The sequence below is a fragment of the Sphingomonas sp. MMS24-J13 genome (genome assembly GCF_044905095.1).
In the GTDB taxonomy this organism is placed as follows: Bacteria; Pseudomonadota; Alphaproteobacteria; order Sphingomonadales; family Sphingomonadaceae; genus Sphingomonas_I.
Genome location: NZ_CP173258.1, coordinates 1,622,845 through 1,640,910 on the forward strand (window position 1 = coordinate 1,622,845; position 18,066 = coordinate 1,640,910).

Annotated in this window: 16 protein-coding genes; 2 read left to right on the top strand and 14 right to left on the bottom strand. The window is 64.5% G+C overall.

The features are described from left to right. Positions 1–60: 60 nt before the first annotated feature. From ahcY to AB4Z44_RS07650, 3 genes are all read right to left on the bottom strand, one after another. Positions 61–1,470 (bottom strand): adenosylhomocysteinase, encoded by a 1,410-nt coding sequence (gene ahcY / locus AB4Z44_RS07640; RefSeq protein ID WP_404713454.1) that lies wholly within the window; start codon positions 1,468–1,470, stop codon positions 61–63. 99 nt (positions 1,471–1,569) lie between these two features. Further along, the gene (locus AB4Z44_RS07645) at positions 1,570–2,091 is read right to left on the bottom strand and encodes a hypothetical protein (protein ID WP_404713455.1); all 522 of its coding nucleotides are present in this window, start codon (positions 2,089–2,091) and stop codon (positions 1,570–1,572) included. 215 nt (positions 2,092–2,306) lie between these two features. Further along, entirely contained in the window at positions 2,307–2,738 is a 432-nt protein-coding gene (locus AB4Z44_RS07650; protein WP_404713456.1) for a DUF488 family protein, read from the bottom strand. 80 nt (positions 2,739–2,818) lie between these two features. Between AB4Z44_RS07650 and trmFO the strand changes: the two genes are divergently transcribed. Both trmFO and AB4Z44_RS07660 read left to right on the top strand, forming a co-directional pair. Further along, complete coding sequence (trmFO, locus tag AB4Z44_RS07655) at positions 2,819–4,126, top strand: methylenetetrahydrofolate--tRNA-(uracil(54)-C(5))-methyltransferase (FADH(2)-oxidizing) TrmFO (protein WP_404713457.1); 1,308 nt, start codon at positions 2,819–2,821, stop codon at positions 4,124–4,126. Next, complete coding sequence (locus AB4Z44_RS07660) at positions 4,114–4,971, top strand: phosphotransferase (RefSeq protein ID WP_404713458.1); 858 nt, start codon at positions 4,114–4,116, stop codon at positions 4,969–4,971. Before trmFO ends, AB4Z44_RS07660 begins: the two co-directional genes overlap by 13 nt. Positions 4,972–5,011: 40 nt before the next feature. Here AB4Z44_RS07660 and AB4Z44_RS07665 read toward each other — a convergent pair whose 3' ends face one another. From AB4Z44_RS07665 to nuoF, 11 genes are all read right to left on the bottom strand, one after another. Further along, complete coding sequence (locus AB4Z44_RS07665; RefSeq protein WP_404714378.1) at positions 5,012–6,250, bottom strand: PQQ-dependent sugar dehydrogenase; 1,239 nt, start codon at positions 6,248–6,250, stop codon at positions 5,012–5,014. A 105-nt stretch (positions 6,251–6,355) separates the two neighbouring features. Then, a complete protein-coding gene (locus AB4Z44_RS07670; protein ID WP_404713459.1) occupies positions 6,356–7,048 on the bottom strand; it encodes a biotin--[acetyl-CoA-carboxylase] ligase in 693 nt (230 codons plus the stop codon). Between the two features lie 137 nt (positions 7,049–7,185). Beyond that, positions 7,186–8,631: an NADH-quinone oxidoreductase subunit NuoN gene (gene nuoN / locus AB4Z44_RS07675; protein ID WP_404713460.1), complete on the bottom strand. Its 1,446-nt coding sequence runs from the start codon at positions 8,629–8,631 to the stop codon at positions 7,186–7,188. Beyond that, positions 8,631–10,157: an NADH-quinone oxidoreductase subunit M gene (locus AB4Z44_RS07680; protein WP_404713461.1), complete on the bottom strand. Its 1,527-nt coding sequence runs from the start codon at positions 10,155–10,157 to the stop codon at positions 8,631–8,633. The genes nuoN and AB4Z44_RS07680 overlap by 1 nt, the downstream gene beginning before the upstream one ends. A 1-nt stretch (position 10,158) precedes the next feature. Then, on the bottom strand, positions 10,159–12,249 hold the full coding sequence (gene nuoL, locus AB4Z44_RS07685) for an NADH-quinone oxidoreductase subunit L (protein WP_404713462.1): 2,091 nt from the start codon (positions 12,247–12,249) through the stop codon (positions 10,159–10,161). Between the two features lie 7 nt (positions 12,250–12,256). Further along, positions 12,257–12,562, bottom strand: coding sequence for an NADH-quinone oxidoreductase subunit NuoK (gene nuoK, locus AB4Z44_RS07690; protein ID WP_404713463.1), 306 nt, complete (start codon positions 12,560–12,562; stop codon positions 12,257–12,259). Then, the gene (locus AB4Z44_RS07695) at positions 12,559–13,167 is read right to left on the bottom strand and encodes an NADH-quinone oxidoreductase subunit J (RefSeq protein WP_404713464.1); all 609 of its coding nucleotides are present in this window, start codon (positions 13,165–13,167) and stop codon (positions 12,559–12,561) included. Before AB4Z44_RS07695 ends, nuoK begins: the two co-directional genes overlap by 4 nt. A 65-nt stretch (positions 13,168–13,232) precedes the next feature. Then, positions 13,233–13,718 carry an NADH-quinone oxidoreductase subunit NuoI gene (nuoI, locus tag AB4Z44_RS07700; protein WP_404713465.1) on the bottom strand — a complete coding sequence of 162 codons (486 nt, stop codon included), beginning with the start codon at positions 13,716–13,718 and terminating at the stop codon, positions 13,233–13,235. Further along, the gene (gene nuoH / locus AB4Z44_RS07705) at positions 13,715–14,764 is read right to left on the bottom strand and encodes an NADH-quinone oxidoreductase subunit NuoH (protein WP_404713466.1); all 1,050 of its coding nucleotides are present in this window, start codon (positions 14,762–14,764) and stop codon (positions 13,715–13,717) included. The genes nuoI and nuoH overlap by 4 nt, the downstream gene beginning before the upstream one ends. Beyond that, entirely contained in the window at positions 14,761–16,764 is a 2,004-nt protein-coding gene (gene nuoG / locus AB4Z44_RS07710) for an NADH-quinone oxidoreductase subunit NuoG (protein WP_404713467.1), read from the bottom strand. Before nuoG ends, nuoH begins: the two co-directional genes overlap by 4 nt. A gap of 5 nt (positions 16,765–16,769) precedes the next feature. Continuing rightward, positions 16,770–18,065, bottom strand: coding sequence for an NADH-quinone oxidoreductase subunit NuoF (gene nuoF / locus AB4Z44_RS07715; protein ID WP_404713468.1), 1,296 nt, complete (start codon positions 18,063–18,065; stop codon positions 16,770–16,772). Position 18,066: the final 1 nt, after the last annotated feature.

The following is an 18,066-nucleotide window of genomic DNA, read 5'->3' on the forward strand; positions in this document are numbered from 1 at the left end:
CCCTTCCCTCTCCAGATGGGAGAAGGAAGAAAGGGCAGTTCGATGCCCCCGGACTTCAATTTAGTAGCGGTAGTGGTCGGGCTTGAAGGGCCCTTGGGTGGAGACGCCGATATAGGCGGCCTGTTTTTCGGAGAGGGTGGAGAGCTTCACGCCGAGCTTGTCGAGGTGGAGGCGTGCGACCTTCTCGTCGAGGGCCTTGGGGAGGACGTAGACCTTGTTCTCATACTGGCCGGGGTTGGTGAACAGTTCGATCTGGGCCAGCGTCTGGTTGGTGAAGCTGGCGGACATCACGAAGCTCGGATGGCCGGTGGCGCAGCCGAGGTTCACCAGGCGGCCCTTGGCGAGGATGATGATCTGCTTGCCGTCGGGGAACTCGACCAGGTCGACCTGCGGCTTGATCTCGGTCCACTTGTAGTTGGACAGAGCCGAGATCTGGATCTCGCTGTCGAAGTGGCCGATGTTGCACACGATGCTCATCGGCTTCATCTTGGCCATGTGATCGGCGGTGATGACGTCGGCATTGCCGGTGGCGGTCACGAAGATGTCGGCGCGGGTCACCGCCTCGTCCATCGTCACGACCTCGAAGCCTTCCATCGCCGCCTGCAGCGCGCAGATCGGATCGATCTCGGTCACCAGCACGCGCGCACCGCCGTTGCGCAGCGACTGGGCCGAGCCCTTGCCGACATCGCCGAAGCCCGCGACCGCCGCCACCTTGCCGGCGAGCATCACGTCGGTCGCGCGACGGATCGCATCGACCAGGCTCTCCTTGCAGCCGTAGAGGTTGTCGAACTTCGACTTGGTGACGCTGTCGTTGACGTTGATCGCCGGGAAGGGCAGCTCGCCGCGCTTGGCGATCTCGTACAGGCGGTGGACGCCGGTGGTGGTCTCTTCGCTGACGCCCTTGATCGTCTTGACCGTCTCGGTGAGGTAGCCCGGACGCGCCGCGACGAAGGCCTTCAAGACGCGGTGGAACTCGACCTCCTCGTCATTCTCGGGCTCGGCCAGCGTGCCGCCGGCCTCGAGCTTGGCGCCGAGCAGCGCGAACATCGTCGCATCGCCGCCATCGTCGAGGATCATGTTGCAGGGCGTATCGCCCCAATCGAAGATCTTCGCGACATAGTCCCAATATTCGGCGAGCGTCTCGCCCTTGACCGCGAACACCGGAATGCCGGCAGCCGCGATCGCGGCGGCAGCATGATCCTGGGTCGAGAAGATGTTGCACGACGCCCAGCGGACCTCGGCCCCGAGCGCGACCAGCGTCTCGATCAGCACCGCGGTCTGGATCGTCATGTGGAGCGATCCGGTGATGCGCGCCCCCTTCAACGGCTGCGACGCACCATATTCCTCGCGCAACGCCATCAGCCCAGGCATCTCGGTCTCGGCAATCCGAATCTCCGCACGGCCCCAACCCGCCAGAGAAATGTCGTGCACAAGATAGTCGTCGAAGCTGTCGATAGCGGCGGTGGCCACAGTAAATCTCCCGGAACGGCAATGTCGGTGGCCATGAGCCACAATCATCGCCGCCTAGCCCGGCCGTCCCGGTGAGGCAATTGAAAGCTCCTCGACTTGTCAGCGGCGCATCGCCTCGCCCATCGGCGACGCGCTCGCGAACGTGATCGGCGGAGCGTCGCTACACGCGCCGTCGGCAAGACGGGCGGCGAGGCCCTGACGGTCTGCCAACAGCAAAAGCCCTTCCAGCGACCCCGCCATTAGCGCGCCTTCCCGCGCCAGACTGGCCGCGTTGCCGCAAATCTCTCCATCGCTCGCCGCCGATCCGAACTCGTTCGCCATCGACGTGGTGAAGCTGTCGTAAGCGCGCTGGCCCGCGACCGGCCCCACCGCATGAATGAAATGCGCCTTCAGGCGATCGTTCATCGCACCCAGCGCGGCGCGATTGGCCACTACGAAGGCGTTATACTCGCCCATCAGGCCATGCCCTGCCACCTGGCAGCGCAAGGCCGTTACCATCAGCATCGATTGAAGCTCGCGGACATTCGCCGCCGATACTTCGTCCTTATTCCAGCACGCCGCTTCGACCGGTGACGCGACCACGCCACACGCCGCCATAACGGCCAGGACCGCCCGGACCATGATAACCCCCTGTCGATCCAGGCGCCCCCACGACGCCCCCTCCGGATCGAAGCCGATACCACCATGAAATCCTTACCAAATTGCGGATTTCTACAGCCGTTTCGGCTTGACCATCAGTCGCGACCGTAACGATCGGCCTTTTCTGCCAAAAAAATTTGGAGCTGCCTGCGACGAGCCGTTGAACAATGAAGGTTTATGGCATTTTCAACATGAATTCAGGCAAATAGATCAACGATCTCCGCTTCCGCGGCGACCGTTCGCAACAGGAGCGAGCGATGGCAGCCGGCCGGTTCGCGCTCATAGCAAAGCAGGGCCGAAGGTTTTTCCGCCGCGAGATCGAGCATCTGCGCCCCCTGCGCGATCGCTTCGGGCAATTCGAGCTGGCCGGCATAGACGCGCGCGAGAACATCGGTCTTGCCCTTGCGCGCCGCTTCGCGTCCTTCGGCCGGCGTGCCGAGCGCGCGCAGATGGACATAATCGATATCGTGCTCGGCGAGGCTGCGTGCGAGAATGTTCTTCGAGAAACCCGGCCGGCGCGATGCCGGAATCGCGCGCACGTCGATCAATCTCTTGACCCCTGCCGCTTCGAGCGCCGCGATCACCTCGGCCTGGGTCGCTTTCTCATAGCCGATCGTGAAGATGCGCATGGCGGTGGAGATGTGGTGTCCGCACCCCTCTGACAAGGCTCCGGTTCAAAAGCGGACCAAGCTGCTCTACGCAGCCGCTCATGACATATCAGATACACATCATCGGCGGCGGGCTCGCCGGATCCGAAGCGGCATGGCAATTGGCCGAGGCGGGGGTGAGGGTTCGCCTCTCCGAAATGCGTGGGGTCGAGGGTACGCCGGCGCATCATACCGATTTACTGGCCGAACTCGTCTGCTCGAACAGTTTCCGGTCGGACGATCCCGAGCATAACGCGGTCGGGCTGCTCCATGCCGAGATGCGCAAGCTCGGCTCGGTGATCCTGCGCTGTGCCGATGCGCACCGCGTGCCGGCGGGTTCGGCGCTGGCGGTCGATCGCGAGGGCTTCGCCGTCGCCGTCACGCAGGCCATCGAATCGCATCCGAATATAGAGTTGGTGCGCGAGCGGATCGATGCGCTGCCCGAAGGCCATGCCATCATCGCGACCGGTCCGCTCACCGCCGCCGGCCTGGCCGAGGCGATCCGCAGCGAAACCGGCGAGGAAGCGCTCGCCTTCTTCGATGCGATCGCGCCGATCGTGCACCGCGAATTGATCGATATGGACCTCGCGTGGTTCCAGAGCCGGTGGAACAAGGGCGACGGGCATGACTACATCAACTGCCCGATGTCGAAGGACGAATATCTCGCCTTCCATGCCGCCTTGCTCGCGGGCGAGAAAGGCGAGTTTCGCGAATGGGAACGCGATACGCCCTATTTCGAAGGCTGCATGCCGATCGAGGTGATGGCCGAACGCGGGGTCGATACGCTGCGCTACGGGCCGATGAAACCGGTCGGGCTCGACGATCCCCGCACCGGGCGCTGGCCTTATGCGGTCGTCCAGCTGCGCCAGGACAATGCGCTCGGTACCCTGTGGAACATGGTCGGCTTCCAGACCAAGCTGAAGCATGCCGAACAGGTACGCGTGTTCCGTACCATCCCCGGGCTGCAGAATGCCGAATTCGCGCGGCTCGGCGGCCTGCACCGCAACACCTTCATCCAGAGCCCGAAACTGCTCGACGGCACGCTGCGGCTGCGCGCGCGGCCGAACATCCGGTTCGCCGGCCAGATCACGGGTTGCGAAGGCTATGTGGAAAGCGCTGCCATCGGCCTGTTGGCGGGACGTTTCGCGGCGGCCGAACTGGCCGGTACGACGCTCGCACCGCCGCCGCCCGAGACCGCACTCGGCGCGTTGCTCGGGCATATTACCGGCGGTGCGACGGCCGAAACCTATCAGCCGATGAACGTCAATTTCGGCCTGTTCCCACCGCTCGACGTTCGCTCGAAGAAGGCCGATCGCAAAGGCCTGATGGCAGCGCGCGCGCGTGAGGCACTGGCGACATGGGCGGCGTAGAGTTACGCGAGCGGGTCGCCGCACTGCTCGGTTGGATGCCGGACGAATGGATCGCGTGCGATCGCGGCTATACGCCAGCGGCGCGCTTCATCGTGCGTGGCAGCGGAGAAGCCGCCTTCGTCAAGGCGGCGACAACGGAGTTGACCGCGGGTCTGATCAATCGCGAGATCGCGGTCTATCGCCATCTGGACGGGCCCTTCATTCCTACCTTGATCGCGGCCGATGCCGATCCGGATACGCCGATTCTGATCATCGAAGATCTGGGCGCAGCCACCTGGCCGCCGCCCTGGACCGACGCGAATGTGGCCGCCGCGTTGGCGGCGATCGATACGCTTCATGATTCGGAAGCATCCCTCGGCCCTTATGTCGGAGTGCACGGTGCGCTGGGTTTCGGCTGGGCTGCCATTTCGGACGATCCTCTGCCCTTCCTGTCGACCGGGATCGCCTCGGCCGATTGGCTGGAGCGCGCACTGCCCGCGTTGATCGAAGCCGAGGCGGCGTGCGAGCTCGACGGCACCGCGCCGTGCCATTGGGATTTGCGCAGCGACAATCTGTGCATCACGCCCTCGGGTGCACGGCTGATCGACTGGGCGGAGGCGTGCCAGTCCAATCCGCAACTCGATACCGGCTTCTGGCTACCGAGCCTCGCCTTGGAAGGCGGACCTCCGCCCGAGGCGATCCTGCCTGACGCCCCCGCAATCGCGGCGTGGGTCGCAGGCTTCTTCGCCGCGCGCGCCGGCCTGCCGATGATCCCGAACGCACCGGGCGTCCGGCGCGTTCAGCTGGATCAGCTTTCGATGGCGCTGCCCTGGGCGATCCGTGCGCTGGGGCTGGCGCCGATTTAGTTGAATCGCACCCCGGCCTTGAGCCGGGGCGGCGGGGGACTTATTTCCCCGGCTCGATCCGCAGCACCGCGCCGTTCTTCTCGTCGGTCGTGATATATAGAAACCCATCTGGGCCCATCTTGATATCGCGCAGCCGCTGCTTGAGATCGCCCATCATCCGCTCCTGCGCGATCGGCTGGCCCTTCGCGTCGAAGGTCACGCGCAGCACCGTGTGGGTCAAATCGGGCATCAGCAGATTGCCCTTCCAGCCGGGAAATTTGCTGCCCTCGTAGAAGAAGAGATTGCCCGGGTTGATCGAGGGCGCCCAGGTGAGGATCGGGTCCTCCATGCCGGGAACGTTCTTGGTCCCCTTGGCCGGCTCGCCATTGTAATGCGCGCCCTGGGTCACATCGATCCAGCCGTAATTCCTGCCCTTCTTGATGATGTTGACCTCGTCACCGCCGCGCGGGCCGAATTCGGACTCCCACAATTGGTGCGTGACGGGATGGAACACCAAGCCGAGCGGATTGCGGTGGCCGATCGTCCAGATCTCGGGCCGGTAGCCGGGCTTGCCGACGAACGGATTGTCCTGCGGGATACCACCATTGTCGTAGAGGCGGATGATCTTGCCGAAATCGTTCGACGGATCCTGCACGCGCTCGCCATAATTACGATCGCCGCTGGTGATGTAGAGATAGCCCTCGCGATCGAACGCCAGCCGACCACCATGGCTGCCGGTCGAAGGCCCCTGGCCGCAGCAGCGCTTGGGCAGCGGCGCCGCGCCATACCATGCGTCGGCGACGAAGATGTCCTGAACGTCGCTCAGCGTCGCGCCGCCGTCCCAGCGCGCGCGCATCACCGCGAGCGTGGATTGCTGGCGCGCAACCTGGCCCGGCTTCGCATAAGCGATGTAGATCATGTGGTTCTTCGCGAACTTGGGGTGGAGCGCGATGTCGAACATCCCGCCGATCCCCTCGGCCTCGACATCGGGCGTGCCGGCGATCGGATTGGGATCGAGCACGCCCTTGCGGATCACACGCAGCCGGCCAACGCGTTCGGTGACGAGCATGTCGCCATTGGGCAGGAACGCGATCGCCCACGGGTGATCGAGCCCCTTGGCGACGACCGTGACGTGGAGCTTGCCCTTCTCGGTCGCGAAATCCCACGGGCCGTCGCCAAGCGCGGCGGGCGGCGGCGGGCCGGCGCGCGGGGCCGGCGGGGGTGGTGCGGCCGGCGTGGTCTGGGCGAGCGATGCCGCCGCATAGGACATCAGCGCCGTGGCCGTCGCCAAAGTGATCATTCTCTTCACTGCGATCCCCCCTCATCGTCGGGGATATCGGCTCCCCGCTATTCTGTGGACGTGGCGTCTGGTGGAACCGAACCGCGCCCGGATCAATCCTTCTTCTCAAGCCACCAGAAAGACATCGCCGGCACGCACCGCCTCGATCGCGCCATCGGCATGGCGCAGCAGCAAGGTGCCGTCGGCATCGAGTCCTTCGAACAATCCCTCGCGGCCCGCAGCGGAGAGCGCGCTACCGATCGGATGCGCGCGATTGAGCCATTGCGTGCGGACCGGGGCGAGCCCTTCGCTGCGCCAGCGTCCGAGCCAGCGCGCGAAGCTCTGACTGAGATCCAGCAGGAAGGCATCCGGATCGGGCGCCGACAGGCCGAGCCCGGCGAGGCTCGCGGTCGGCCGCTCCAGCCCCTCCGGATGATGGGCGAGATTGACACCGAACCCGATCACGACCGCGTCACCGCTGCGTTCGAGCAATATGCCGGCAAGCTTGGCCGGTCCCGCCATCAGATCGTTGGGCCATTTGATCTGGAGCCGGTTGGGGCCGGCATAAGCCGAGGCGACCTCCTCCAGCGCGACGGCGGCGACGAGCGCGAGGCTGGGTGGGGACGGGTCGCCGGCGAGCGGGCGGACGATCGTGCTGGCGTAGAGATTGCCGAGGGGCGAATTCCACGCCCTGCCGAGGCGCCCGCGCCCGCCGGTCTGGCGCTCGGCGCGGAGCCATGTGCCCTCGGGCGCCCCAGCGGCAGCCTGGGCGAGCAGATCGGCGTTGGTCGAGCCGGTTTCGGGGGTGGTGGAGATCACTTGAGATCCTCCCGGCACGGGGAGGGGGACCGCCGCGAAGCGGTGGTGGAGGGGGCTCCCCGCGCACGAATCGCTGGTTGAGGGCCCCCTCCAACAGCCTGCGGCTGGTCCCCCTCCCCGTTCCGGGAGGATCTCAGTCAGAAAAGCGCTTTCGCCGCAGCCAGCGTCGCGGCCCCAAGGAACGGGATCGCAAGGTAGCCGAGCGGCGAGACCGCCACGGCCGCGACCGTGATCAAACCGCCTTCGACCTTGCTGTCGGCGGGGGCGAAAGCGGGCGCCGGCTCATCGAAGTACATCGTCTTGATGATCTTGAGATAATAATAAGCGCCAACGACCGATCCGATCGCGCCGAGCACGGCGAACCAGAACAGCCCGGCATTCACCGCCGCGGTGAACACCGCGAACTTCGGATAGAAGCCGAACAGCGGCGGAATACCGGCAAGGCTGAACATGAATATGGCGAGCGCGGCGGCAAGCCACGGCCGCGTCCGCGACAACCCAGAGAGCGACGCGATCGTTTCCACATGCCGGCCGTCGAGATCGCGCATCTGCAGGACGCAGAGGAAGCTGCCGAGTGTCATGACGATATAGACCGTCATGTACATCAGCACTGCGCTGACGCCCTCGGCGGTCCCTGCCCCGAGCCCGATCAGCGCGAAGCCGACATTGTTGATCGAGCTATAGGCCAGCAGGCGCTTGATGTTGGTCTGGCCGATCGCCGCGACAGCGCCAAGCACGATCGACACGAGCGAAACGAAGATCACGATCTGACGCCAGTCGGCCGTCGCCGGCCCGAGCGCCTCGACCGCGACGCGCACTAGCAGGCTCATCGCCGCCACCTTCGGCGCCGACGCGAACAATGCCGTCACCGGGGTGGGTGCGCCTTCGTACACGTCGGGCGTCCACATGTGGAACGGCACCGCCGAAATCTTGAAGGCCAGGCCGGACAGCACGAACACGATACCCATCAGGCGGCCGACTGCGAAATCGTGCGCGGCAGGCTGGCGGAAGGCCGCCGCGATGCCGTCGAACGACGTCGTGCCGGTGAAGCCGTACAGGAGCGCGATGCCGTAGAGCAGGATGCCCGAGGCCAGCGCGCCGAGGACGAAATATTTGAGGCCCGCTTCGGCCGAACGCGTATCGCGCCGCATGAAGCTCGCCAGCACGTAGGCGGCGAGGCTCTGTAGCTCGAGCCCGACATAGAGCGTCAGCATGTCGGTCGCGGAGACCATCATGCCCATGCCAGCGGCGGAGAGCAGGATCAGGATCGGATATTCGGCGCGATGATCGCCCGCCCGGGTGAAGAAACCGTGCGCGGTGACGATCGAGACTGCCGCCGCGATATAGATCAGCAGCTTCGAGAAAGAGGAGAAGGCGTCGGCCCGGTAGAGGCCTTCGAACGCCGTCCCGCCATGCCCGGCCGGCCCCGCCAGAGAGAGCCCCGCGAGCAGGAACAGCGCGATCGAAGCCCAGCTGATCCCGCTCGCGGCGGAGTCACCCTTCCAGCCCGCAACCAGCAGGAGGACCATCGCCCCGACCGAGAGAATCAGTTCGGGCGCGGTGAGTGCGAGGGAACCGAGCATCAGTGCGACTCCCCGACGGCCGCGACTTCGACGGTCTTATGCCCTTTAGCCAACTTCGAATCTCCACCCGGCCAGCTGTGATCGACCCGCGCCAGCACGACGCCGACATCCTTGCGCATCGGCGCCATGAAGCTTTCCGGATAGATGCCCATCCACATCACCACGAGCGCGATCGGCACCATCAGAACCAGCTCGCGCGCCGACAGATCGGGCATCGCAGCCACGTCGGGCTTGTCGAGCGGGCCCTGTACCACGCGGCGGTAAAGGTAGAGCATGTAAGCGGCACCCGTGATGATCCCGGTCGTGGCGACAACCGCCGCCCAGGTCGATGCGCCGTAAATTCCCATCATGCTCAGGAATTCGCCGACGAAGCCGGACGTACCGGGCAGGCCGACCGATGCCATGGTGAACAGCATGAAGAAGAGCGCGTAACGCGGCATGTTGTTGGCGACGCCGCCGTAGCGGCTGATCTCGCGCGTATGGAGGCGATCGTAGACGACGCCGACGCACAGGAAGAGCGCGCCCGAAACAAGGCCGTGGCTCAGCATCACCATCAGCGATCCTTCGAGCCCCTGCCGGTTGAAGGCGAACAGGCCGAAGGTGACGAACGCCATGTGCGCAACCGACGAATAAGCGATGAGCTTCTTCATGTCCTGCTGCACCAGCGCGACCAGCGAGGTGTAGACGATGGCGATGCCGCTCAAGGTCGCGATCAGCCAGAACAACTGGGCCGATGCCTCGGGGAACATCGGCAGCGAGAAGCGGATGAAGCCGTAGCCACCCATCTTCAGCATCACGCCGGCCAGGATCACCGAACCCGCGGTCGGCGCCTGCACGTGGGCGTCGGGCAGCCAGGTGTGGACCGGCCACATCGGCATCTTGACCGCGAAGCTCGCGAAGAAGGCCAGGAACAGCCAGATCTGCGCGTGCGGCGGGAAATTGGTGTTCATCAGCACCGGGATGCTGGTGGAGTGCGCGAAATTCACCATCCACATCATCGCGATCAGCATCAGGATCGAGCCGAGCAAGGTGTAGAGGAAGAATTTGTAGCTGGCGTAGATGCGGTTCGCGCCGCCCCAGATGCCGATGATCAGGTACATCGGGATCAGGCCGGCCTCGAAGAAGATGTAGAACAGGTACAGATCCTGCGCCGTGAAGACGCCGACCATCAGCGTTTCCATGAGCAGGAAGGCGGCCATATATTCGGGCACGCGCTTCTGGATCGCATCCCAGCTGGCCAGGATACAGATCGGCATCAGGAACAAGGTCAGCAGGATGAGCATCAGCGCGATGCCGTCGATGCCGAGCGCCCAGCCGAAGCTGCCGAACAGGGGCTGGAACTCGACGAACTGCCATTGCGGGCCGCCGGTCTGGTAGCCCGCCCACAGCAGGATACCGAGCGCGAAATCGACGAGCGTGACGGCCAGCGCGATCCAGCGCGCCGCCTTGGCATCAGCGAACAGGCACGCGATCGCCCCGAAGGTCGGGATTGCGAGCAGGAGGGTGAGGATCGGGAATCCGGTCATATCAGGCAGCCATCGCCCAGGTAGCGGCAGCGGCGAGGCCCAGCAGCATCACCAATGCGTAAGTGTAGACATAGCCCGACTGGAGCTTGCGGCTGACGTTGCTCGACGCCTGGACGACCCACGCAGCGCCATTCGGGCCGAAGCGGTCGATCGTGTTCTCGTCGCCCTTCTTCCACAGGAAGCGGCCGATCGCGAATGCCGGGCGAACGAAAAGCAGGTCGTAGAGCTCGTCGAAATACCATTTGTTGAGCAGGAAGGCGTAAAGCCCGCGGAAGGTTTCCGCGATGCGCTTCGGCGCTGCCTTGTCGACGATGTAGCAGTAGAAGGCGATCAGGAAGCCGGCGATCATCACGATCGTGGCGGACAGTTTGATGATCGTCGGAACGTGCTCAACCAATTCCATGAACTCGTGATTGAACCACAGGCTGCCGTGCCAGAAGCTCTCGCCGCCGCCGCCGATAAACGGCGTTGCGAAGACGAAGCCGCCGAACACCGCGCCGACGGTCAGCACGATCAACGGGATCAGCATGACGATCGGGCTTTCGTGCGGATGATAGCCGGCGGTGCCGTGCTTGACCTCCTCCGGCCCCGGCGAGTGGACATGCACCTCGGCCCCGGCCCCCTCGTCGGGCGCATCGTGATGCGCATGATGATCGTCGTGCCCATGGGCGTCGTGACCATGGCCATGCGCGTCGTGGACGGCATGCTGGATATGCTCGGACCCAGCCCAGCGGGGCTCACCGAAGAAGGTCAGGAAGATCAGGCGCCACGAATAGAAGCTGGTCAGCAACGCCGCGAACACGCCGACGAAGTAGGCGATGCCGCCGGCGGTGTTGCCGCGGGCATAGGCCGCCTCGATGATCGCGTCCTTAGAATAGAAGCCCGCGAAACCGAACACCTCGTCGATACCCACACCGGTGATGGCAAGCGTGCCGGCCATCATCGCCCAGAAGGTGATCGGGATATGCTTCCTGAGGCCGCCGTAGAACCGCATGTCCTGCTCGTGGTGCATCGCGTGGATCACCGAGCCGGCGCAGAGGAAGAGCAACGCCTTGAAGAAAGCGTGGGTGAAGAGGTGGAACATCGCCCCACCGAATGCGCCGACGCCGGCGGCGAAGAACATGTAGCCGAGCTGCGAGCAGGTCGAATAAGCGATCACGCGCTTGATGTCGGTCTGCACCACGCCGACCGTCGCGGCGAACAGAGCGGTCGCGGCGCCAACGTAAGTGACCACCGTCAACGCGGTCTGGCTCGTCTCGAACATCGGGCTCAGGCGGCAGACCATGAAAACGCCCGCGGTCACCATCGTCGCGGCGTGGATCAGCGCAGACACCGGCGTCGGGCCTTCCATCGCGTCGGGCAACCAGGTGTGCAGGCCGAGCTGCGCCGATTTGCCCATCGCGCCGATGAACAGCAGCAGGCAGAGCAAGGTCATCGTGTCGACGCGCAGCCCCATGAAGCCGATCGTCGAGCCGGCCATGCCGGGCGCCGCCGCCAGGATCGCGGGGATCGATACCGTGCCGAACACCAGGAAGGTGCCGAAGATGCCGAGCGAGAAGCCGAAGTCGCCGACACGGTTGACGACGAACGCCTTGATCGCGGCCGCCTGCGCCGAGGGTTTCTCATACCAGAAGCCGATGAGCAGGTAGGAAGCGAGACCGACGCCCTCCCAGCCGAAGAACATCTGGACGAGGTTGTTGCTCGTCACCAGCATCAGCATCGCGAAGGTGAATAGCGACAGGTAAGCGAAGAAGCGCGGCTGGCTGGGGTCTTCGGACATATAGCCCCAGCTGTAGAGGTGGACGAGCGACGAAACCGTCGTCACGACCACCAGCATCACTGCGGTGAGCGTGTCGACGCGCAGCTCCCAGGCGACGTTGAGCGAGCCTGAATTGATGAAGCTCAGCACGTGTTCGACATGGGCGACGTCGCTGCCGGTCAGGAAGCCGTAGAAGGTCGGCCAGGCGATCGCGCAGGAGGCGAACAGCGCGCCGGTCGTCACGACCTTGGCCGGGACGTTGCCGATCGCACGATTGCCCAGGCCGGCGATGATCGCCGCGAGCAACGGAAGGAATACGAGGACCGTGATCACTGTGATGTCAGCCCTTCATCCGGTTGACGTCGTCGACCGCGATCGTGCCCCGGCCGCGGAAATAAATGACGAGAATGGCAAGGCCGATCGCGGCCTCGCCGGCTGCGACGGTCAACACGAACATCGCGAACACCTGGCCGACCAGATCGTGCAGATAGGCCGAGAAGGCGACGAAGTTCAGATTCACGCTCAACAGGATGAGCTCGATCGACATCAGGATGATGATCAGATTCTTCCGGTTGAGGAAGATGCCGAACACCCCCGTCACGAACAGGATCGCCGATACGGCGAGATAATGGGTCAAACCAATCACAGCTCTACCCCCTGCCCGACCGGCGGCGTCATGTTGACGGTCGCGTCCTCGGGACGACGCATGTTCTGGCGCTTCACATTCTGCTGACGCACGTCCCCACGCTTGCGATGGGTCAGCACGATCGCACCGATCAAAGCGACCAGCAGGACCAGGCCCGCGCCCTCGAAGATGTAGAGGTAGCGCGTATAGATCAGGATGCCGAGCGCCTGGATGTTCGGGATGGTCTCCGGGGTCGGCGCGATCCGCGCATTCAGCAACCCGCCGGCACTCCACGCGCCCTCGGCAATCACGATCTCGCTCGCCAGCACCGCGACGAGCACGAGGCCGACCGGGAGATACCGCGCGAAACCGGAGCGAAGTTCGACGAAATCGATGTTGAGCATCATCACGACGAACAGGAACAACACCGCGACCGCGCCGACATAGACGATGATCAGCAGCATCGCGATGAACTCGGCGCCGACCAGCACCATCAGCCCGGCGGCGTTGAAGAAGGCCAGGATCAGCCACATCACGCTGTGGACCGGGTTGCGCGCTGTGACGCAGAACACGCCCGACAGCACCGTGATGGTAGCGAACAGATAGAAAGCGAGGAGCTGGATCATGCCTGAGCTCCCCCTTCCCCGTCCCGGGGAGGATTTTCGAGGATGAATGGATCACGGCGCGGCCCCTACCGGTACGGTGCATCGGCGGCAAGATTCTGGGCGAGGATACCCTCCCAGCGATCGCCGTTCGAAAGCAGCTTGGACTTGTCGTAGAGCAACTCCTCGCGCGTTTCGGTCGCATATTCGAAGTTGGGGCCCTCGACGATCGCATCGACCGGGCACGCTTCCTGGCAGAAGCCGCAGAAGATGCACTTGGTCATGTCGATATCGTAGCGGGTCGTGCGGCGCGAACCGTCGTCGCGCGGCTCGGCCTCGATCGTGATCGCCTGCGCCGGGCACACCGCTTCGCACAGCTTGCACGCGATGCAGCGCTCTTCGCCGTTGGGATAACGGCGCAGCGCATGCTCGCCGCGGAAGCGGGGCGAGAGCGGGTTCTTCTCGAACGGATAGTTGATCGTCGCCTTGGCTTTGAAGAAGTAACGCAGCGTCTTCGCGTGCGCCTTCACAAACTCCCAGAGCGTGAACGACTTGATGTAATAGGCGATGCTCATGGGTGCATTCCGTAACGGGTGACCATCAGATAGCCGGAGACCAGGAACACCCAGAAGAGCGAGAGCGGAAGGAAGATCTTCCAGCCCAGCCGCATCAACTGGTCGTAGCGGTAGCGCGGCACCGTCGCCTTCACCCAGGAGAAGACGAAGAAGAAGGCCAGGATCTTGGCGAAAATCCAGATGATCCCGGGAACGGCATAAAGGATCGGAATATCGAACGGCGGCAGCCATCCGCCCCAGAAGAGCGTCGCGTTGAGCGCGCTCATCAGCAGGACGTTGCCGTATTCGCCGAGCCAGAAGAGCGCGAAGCTCATCGACGAATATTCGGTCTGGTAACCGGCGACGATCTCGCTCTCGGCCTCGGTCAGATCGAAGGGTGCGCGCTGCGTCTCCGCCATCGACGAGATCAGGAAGACCACCGCCATCGGGAAAAGCAAGGGATTGAACCCGTAGGCATTGACGAAGTGGAAGATATGGCCGCGCTGCCCCATCACGATCGCGTTGAGGTTGAAGCTGCCGGTCCACAACACGACCGGGATCAGGACGAAGCCGATCGACACCTCATAGCTCACCATCTGCGCGGCGGCGCGGATCGCGGAATAGAAGGGATATTTCGAGTTGGATGCCCAGCCCGACAGGATGATGCCGTAGACGCCCATCGAGCTGATCGCGAGCAGGTAGAGCAGGCCGACATTGATGTTGGCCAGCACCGCCCTCGGCCCGAACGGGATCACCGCCCACGCCGCCAGCGCGACCGTGAAGGTGATGATCGGCGCGATCAGGAACAGGCCGCGATTGGCCGCCGACGGGATGATCGTTTCCTGCAGGAAGACCTTGAGGCCGTCGGCGAAGCTCTGGAGCAGCCCGAACGGACCGACCACGTTGGGGCCGCGCCGTAGCGCCATCGCCGCCCAGATCTTGCGATCGGCATAGATGATCATCGCGACCGCCAGCATCAGCGGCAGCGCGATGACGAGGATGTCGATCAGCGTCGCGATGAACCATGCGAGGCCGTACGGCATCCAGCCGGAGAACCAGGAGATCATTCGGCTGCCTCCGCATAGGTTTCACCGTGGAGCAGTTCGGCCGAACAACGCTGCATCGTATCGCTCGCGCGGGCGATCGGATTGGTGAGGTAGAAGTCCTTGATCGGGTAAGCGATCGCGCCCGAGGCCGCCGCATCGAGCGACGGCATCGACCAGCCATAATCGGCGATCTCGCCGAGCGCACCCAAAGCCGGGACTTCGGCCTCCATCTGCGCGCGCAATTGATCGAGCGTGTCGAACGGCAATTTATGGCCGAGCACATCGCTCAGCGCGCGGAAGATCGACCAATCCTCACGCGCATCGCCCGGCGGGAAGACGGCACGGTCGCCGCGCTGCACCCGGCCCTCGAGATTGACATAGGTGCCCGATTTCTCGGCATAGCTCGCCGCCGGCAGAATGACGTCGGCGACATGCGCCCCGTTGTCGCCATGATGGCCGACATAGACCTTGAAGCTGTTCGGGAAGCGCTCCTCGCTCACCTCGTCCGCGCCGAGCAGGAAGACGAGCTTTGGGCTCTTCTCCGCCACGGCCGCAATTCCGCCCGCCTGCGCATAGCCGAGCATCAGCCCGCCCATGCGCGACGCCGAGAAATGGAGCGCGTTATAGCCGTTCCAGCCATCCTTGATCAGGCCGAGGCTCTCGACCAGTGCGAGGCTGGCGCCCTGCCCTGCCTTCAGGCCCGCACCGCCGACGATCACCGCCGGACGCGCCGCCTTGGCGAACACATCGGTCACCGCCGCCGGCAGCCCACCGAGCAGGCCCATGTCGTTGCCGAGCCATTCGACCTTGTAGGTCAGATCGATTTCGGGCCCGATCGCGAACACCTTGGCGCCGCGCTTGACCGCCTTGCGGATGCGCGTGTTGACCAAGGGCGCTTCCCAGCGGACGTTGCTGCCCACGATCAGGATCGCGTCGGCGGTCTCGATGCCGGCGATGGTCGAATTGAAATTGACCGCCGACAGGCTCGACGTGTCGTAGGCGAGACCGGTCTGGCGTCCTTCGAGCAGGTCCGAACCGAGCGACCGCAGCAAAGCCTTGGCGGCATACATCGTCTCGCAATCGACCAGATCGCCCGCGATCGCGGCGACGCTCGATCCGGCATCGACCGCCTTGATCGCGGCAAACGCCTCGGCCCAGCTCGCCGGCTGGAGCTTGCCGTCCTTGCGGACATAAGGCCGGTCGAGGCGACGACGCACGAGGCCGTCGACTGCATGACGCGTCTTGTCCGACGCCCATTCCTCGTTGACCGCATCGTTGACGCGCGGGAGCGCGCGCAGCACCTGGCGGCCGCGGCTGTCGAGCCGGACGTTGGTGCCGACCGCGTCCATCACGTCGATGGCGAAGGTCTTCTTGAGCTCCCACGGCCGTGCCTCGAACGCATAAGGCTTCGAGGTGAGCGCGCCGACCGGGCACAGATCGACGACATTGCCCGACAGCTCGGACGTGATCGCCTTCTCCAGATAGGAGGTGATCTGCATATTCTCGCCGCGGTAGAGCGCGCCGATCTCCTCGACGCCGGCAACCTCCTCGGCGAAGCGCACGCAGCGCGTGCACTGGATGCAGCGGGTCATCACCGTCTTGACGAGCGGACCCATATATTTCTCGGTCACGGCGCGCTTGTTCTCGTGATAGCGCGTAAATCCGCGGCCGTAGGCGATCGACTGATCCTGCAGATCGCACTCGCCGCCCTGATCGCAGATCGGGCAATCGAGCGGATGGTTGATCAGCAGGAATTCCATCACGCCCTCGCGGGCCTTCTTCACCATCGGCGTCGAGGTGAAGACCTCCTGCTTGTCGGCGGCCGGCAACGCGCACGAAGCCTGCGGCTTCGGCGGCCCCGGCTTCACCTCGACCAGGCACATCCGGCAATTGCCGGCGATGCTCAGACGCTCGTGATAGCAGAAGCGCGGCACTTCCTTGCCCGCGGCCTCGCAGGCCTGGAGCACGGTGGCGCCCGCGGGCACCTCGACTTCGATTCCGTCGACTGTCAGCTTTGGCATATCGATTACTCCGCCGCGACGGCGAGAGGCTCGCCGCGACGTTCGTTGATCCGCCGTTCGATCTCGGGGCGGAAATGGCGGATCAGGCCCTGGATCGGCCAGGCAGCGGCGTCGCCGAGCGCGCAGATGGTGTGGCCCTCGACCTGCTTGGTGACTTCCTGCAGCATGTCGATCTCGCGCATCTCGGCCTCGCCGGTGCGCAGACGCTCCATCACCCGCCACATCCAGCCGGTGCCCTCGCGGCACGGCGTGCACTGGCCGCAGCTCTCATGCTTGTAGAAATAGCTGATGCGGCTGATCGCGCGGACGATGTCGGTCGACTTGTCCATGACGATCACGGCCGCGGTGCCGAGGCCCGAACCGAGTTCGCGCAGGCCGTCGAAATCCATCGGCGCATCCATGATCTGCGCCGCCGGTACGAGAGGGACCGACGAACCGCCCGGGATCACCGCAAGCAGATTGTCCCAGCCGCCGCGGATGCCGCCGGCATGCTTCTCGATCAGCTCGCGGAAGGGAATACCCATTGCTTCCTCGACCACCGTCGGCGTGTTCACGTGACCGCTGATCTGGAAAAGCTTGGTGCCCTGATTCTTGTCGCGGCCGATGCCGGCGAACCAGGCCGGCCCGCGCCGCAGGATCGTCGGCACGACCGCAATCGATTCGACATTGTTGACCGTGGTCGGGCAGCCGAACAGGCCGACACCGGCCGGGAAAGGCGGCTTCAGGCGGGGTTGCCCCTTCTTGCCCTCGAGGCTTTCGATCTGCGCGGTTTCCTCGCCGCAGATGTAGGCGCCCGCGCCGCGGTGGACGAAGACGTCGAAATCATAACCCGAGCCGGCCGCATTCTTGCCGAGGAAACCCTTGGCATAAGCCTGCTCGACCGCCGCGAAGAGGTTCTCGGCCTCGCGGATGAACTCGCCGCGAATGTAGATGTAGGCCGCCCTCGCGCGCATCGCGAAGCCCGCGATCAACGCGCCTTCCAGCAACTTGTGCGGATCGTGGCGCAGGATCTCGCGGTCCTTGCACGAGCCGGGTTCGGATTCGTCGGCGTTGATGAGCAGGAAGCTCGGTTTGCCGGGCTTGGGCTCCTTGGGCATGAAGCTCCACTTCATGCCGGTCGGGAAACCCGCGCCGCCGCGGCCGCGCAGCCCCGACGCCTTGATATCCTCGATGATCTGGTCCTGCCCGCGGACCATCAGGTCCTTGGTGTTGTCCCAGTCGCCACGCTTGAGCGCGCCTTCCACGGTCCAGTCCTGGAAACCGTAGATGTTGGTGAAGATACGATCCTTGTCGTCGAGCATC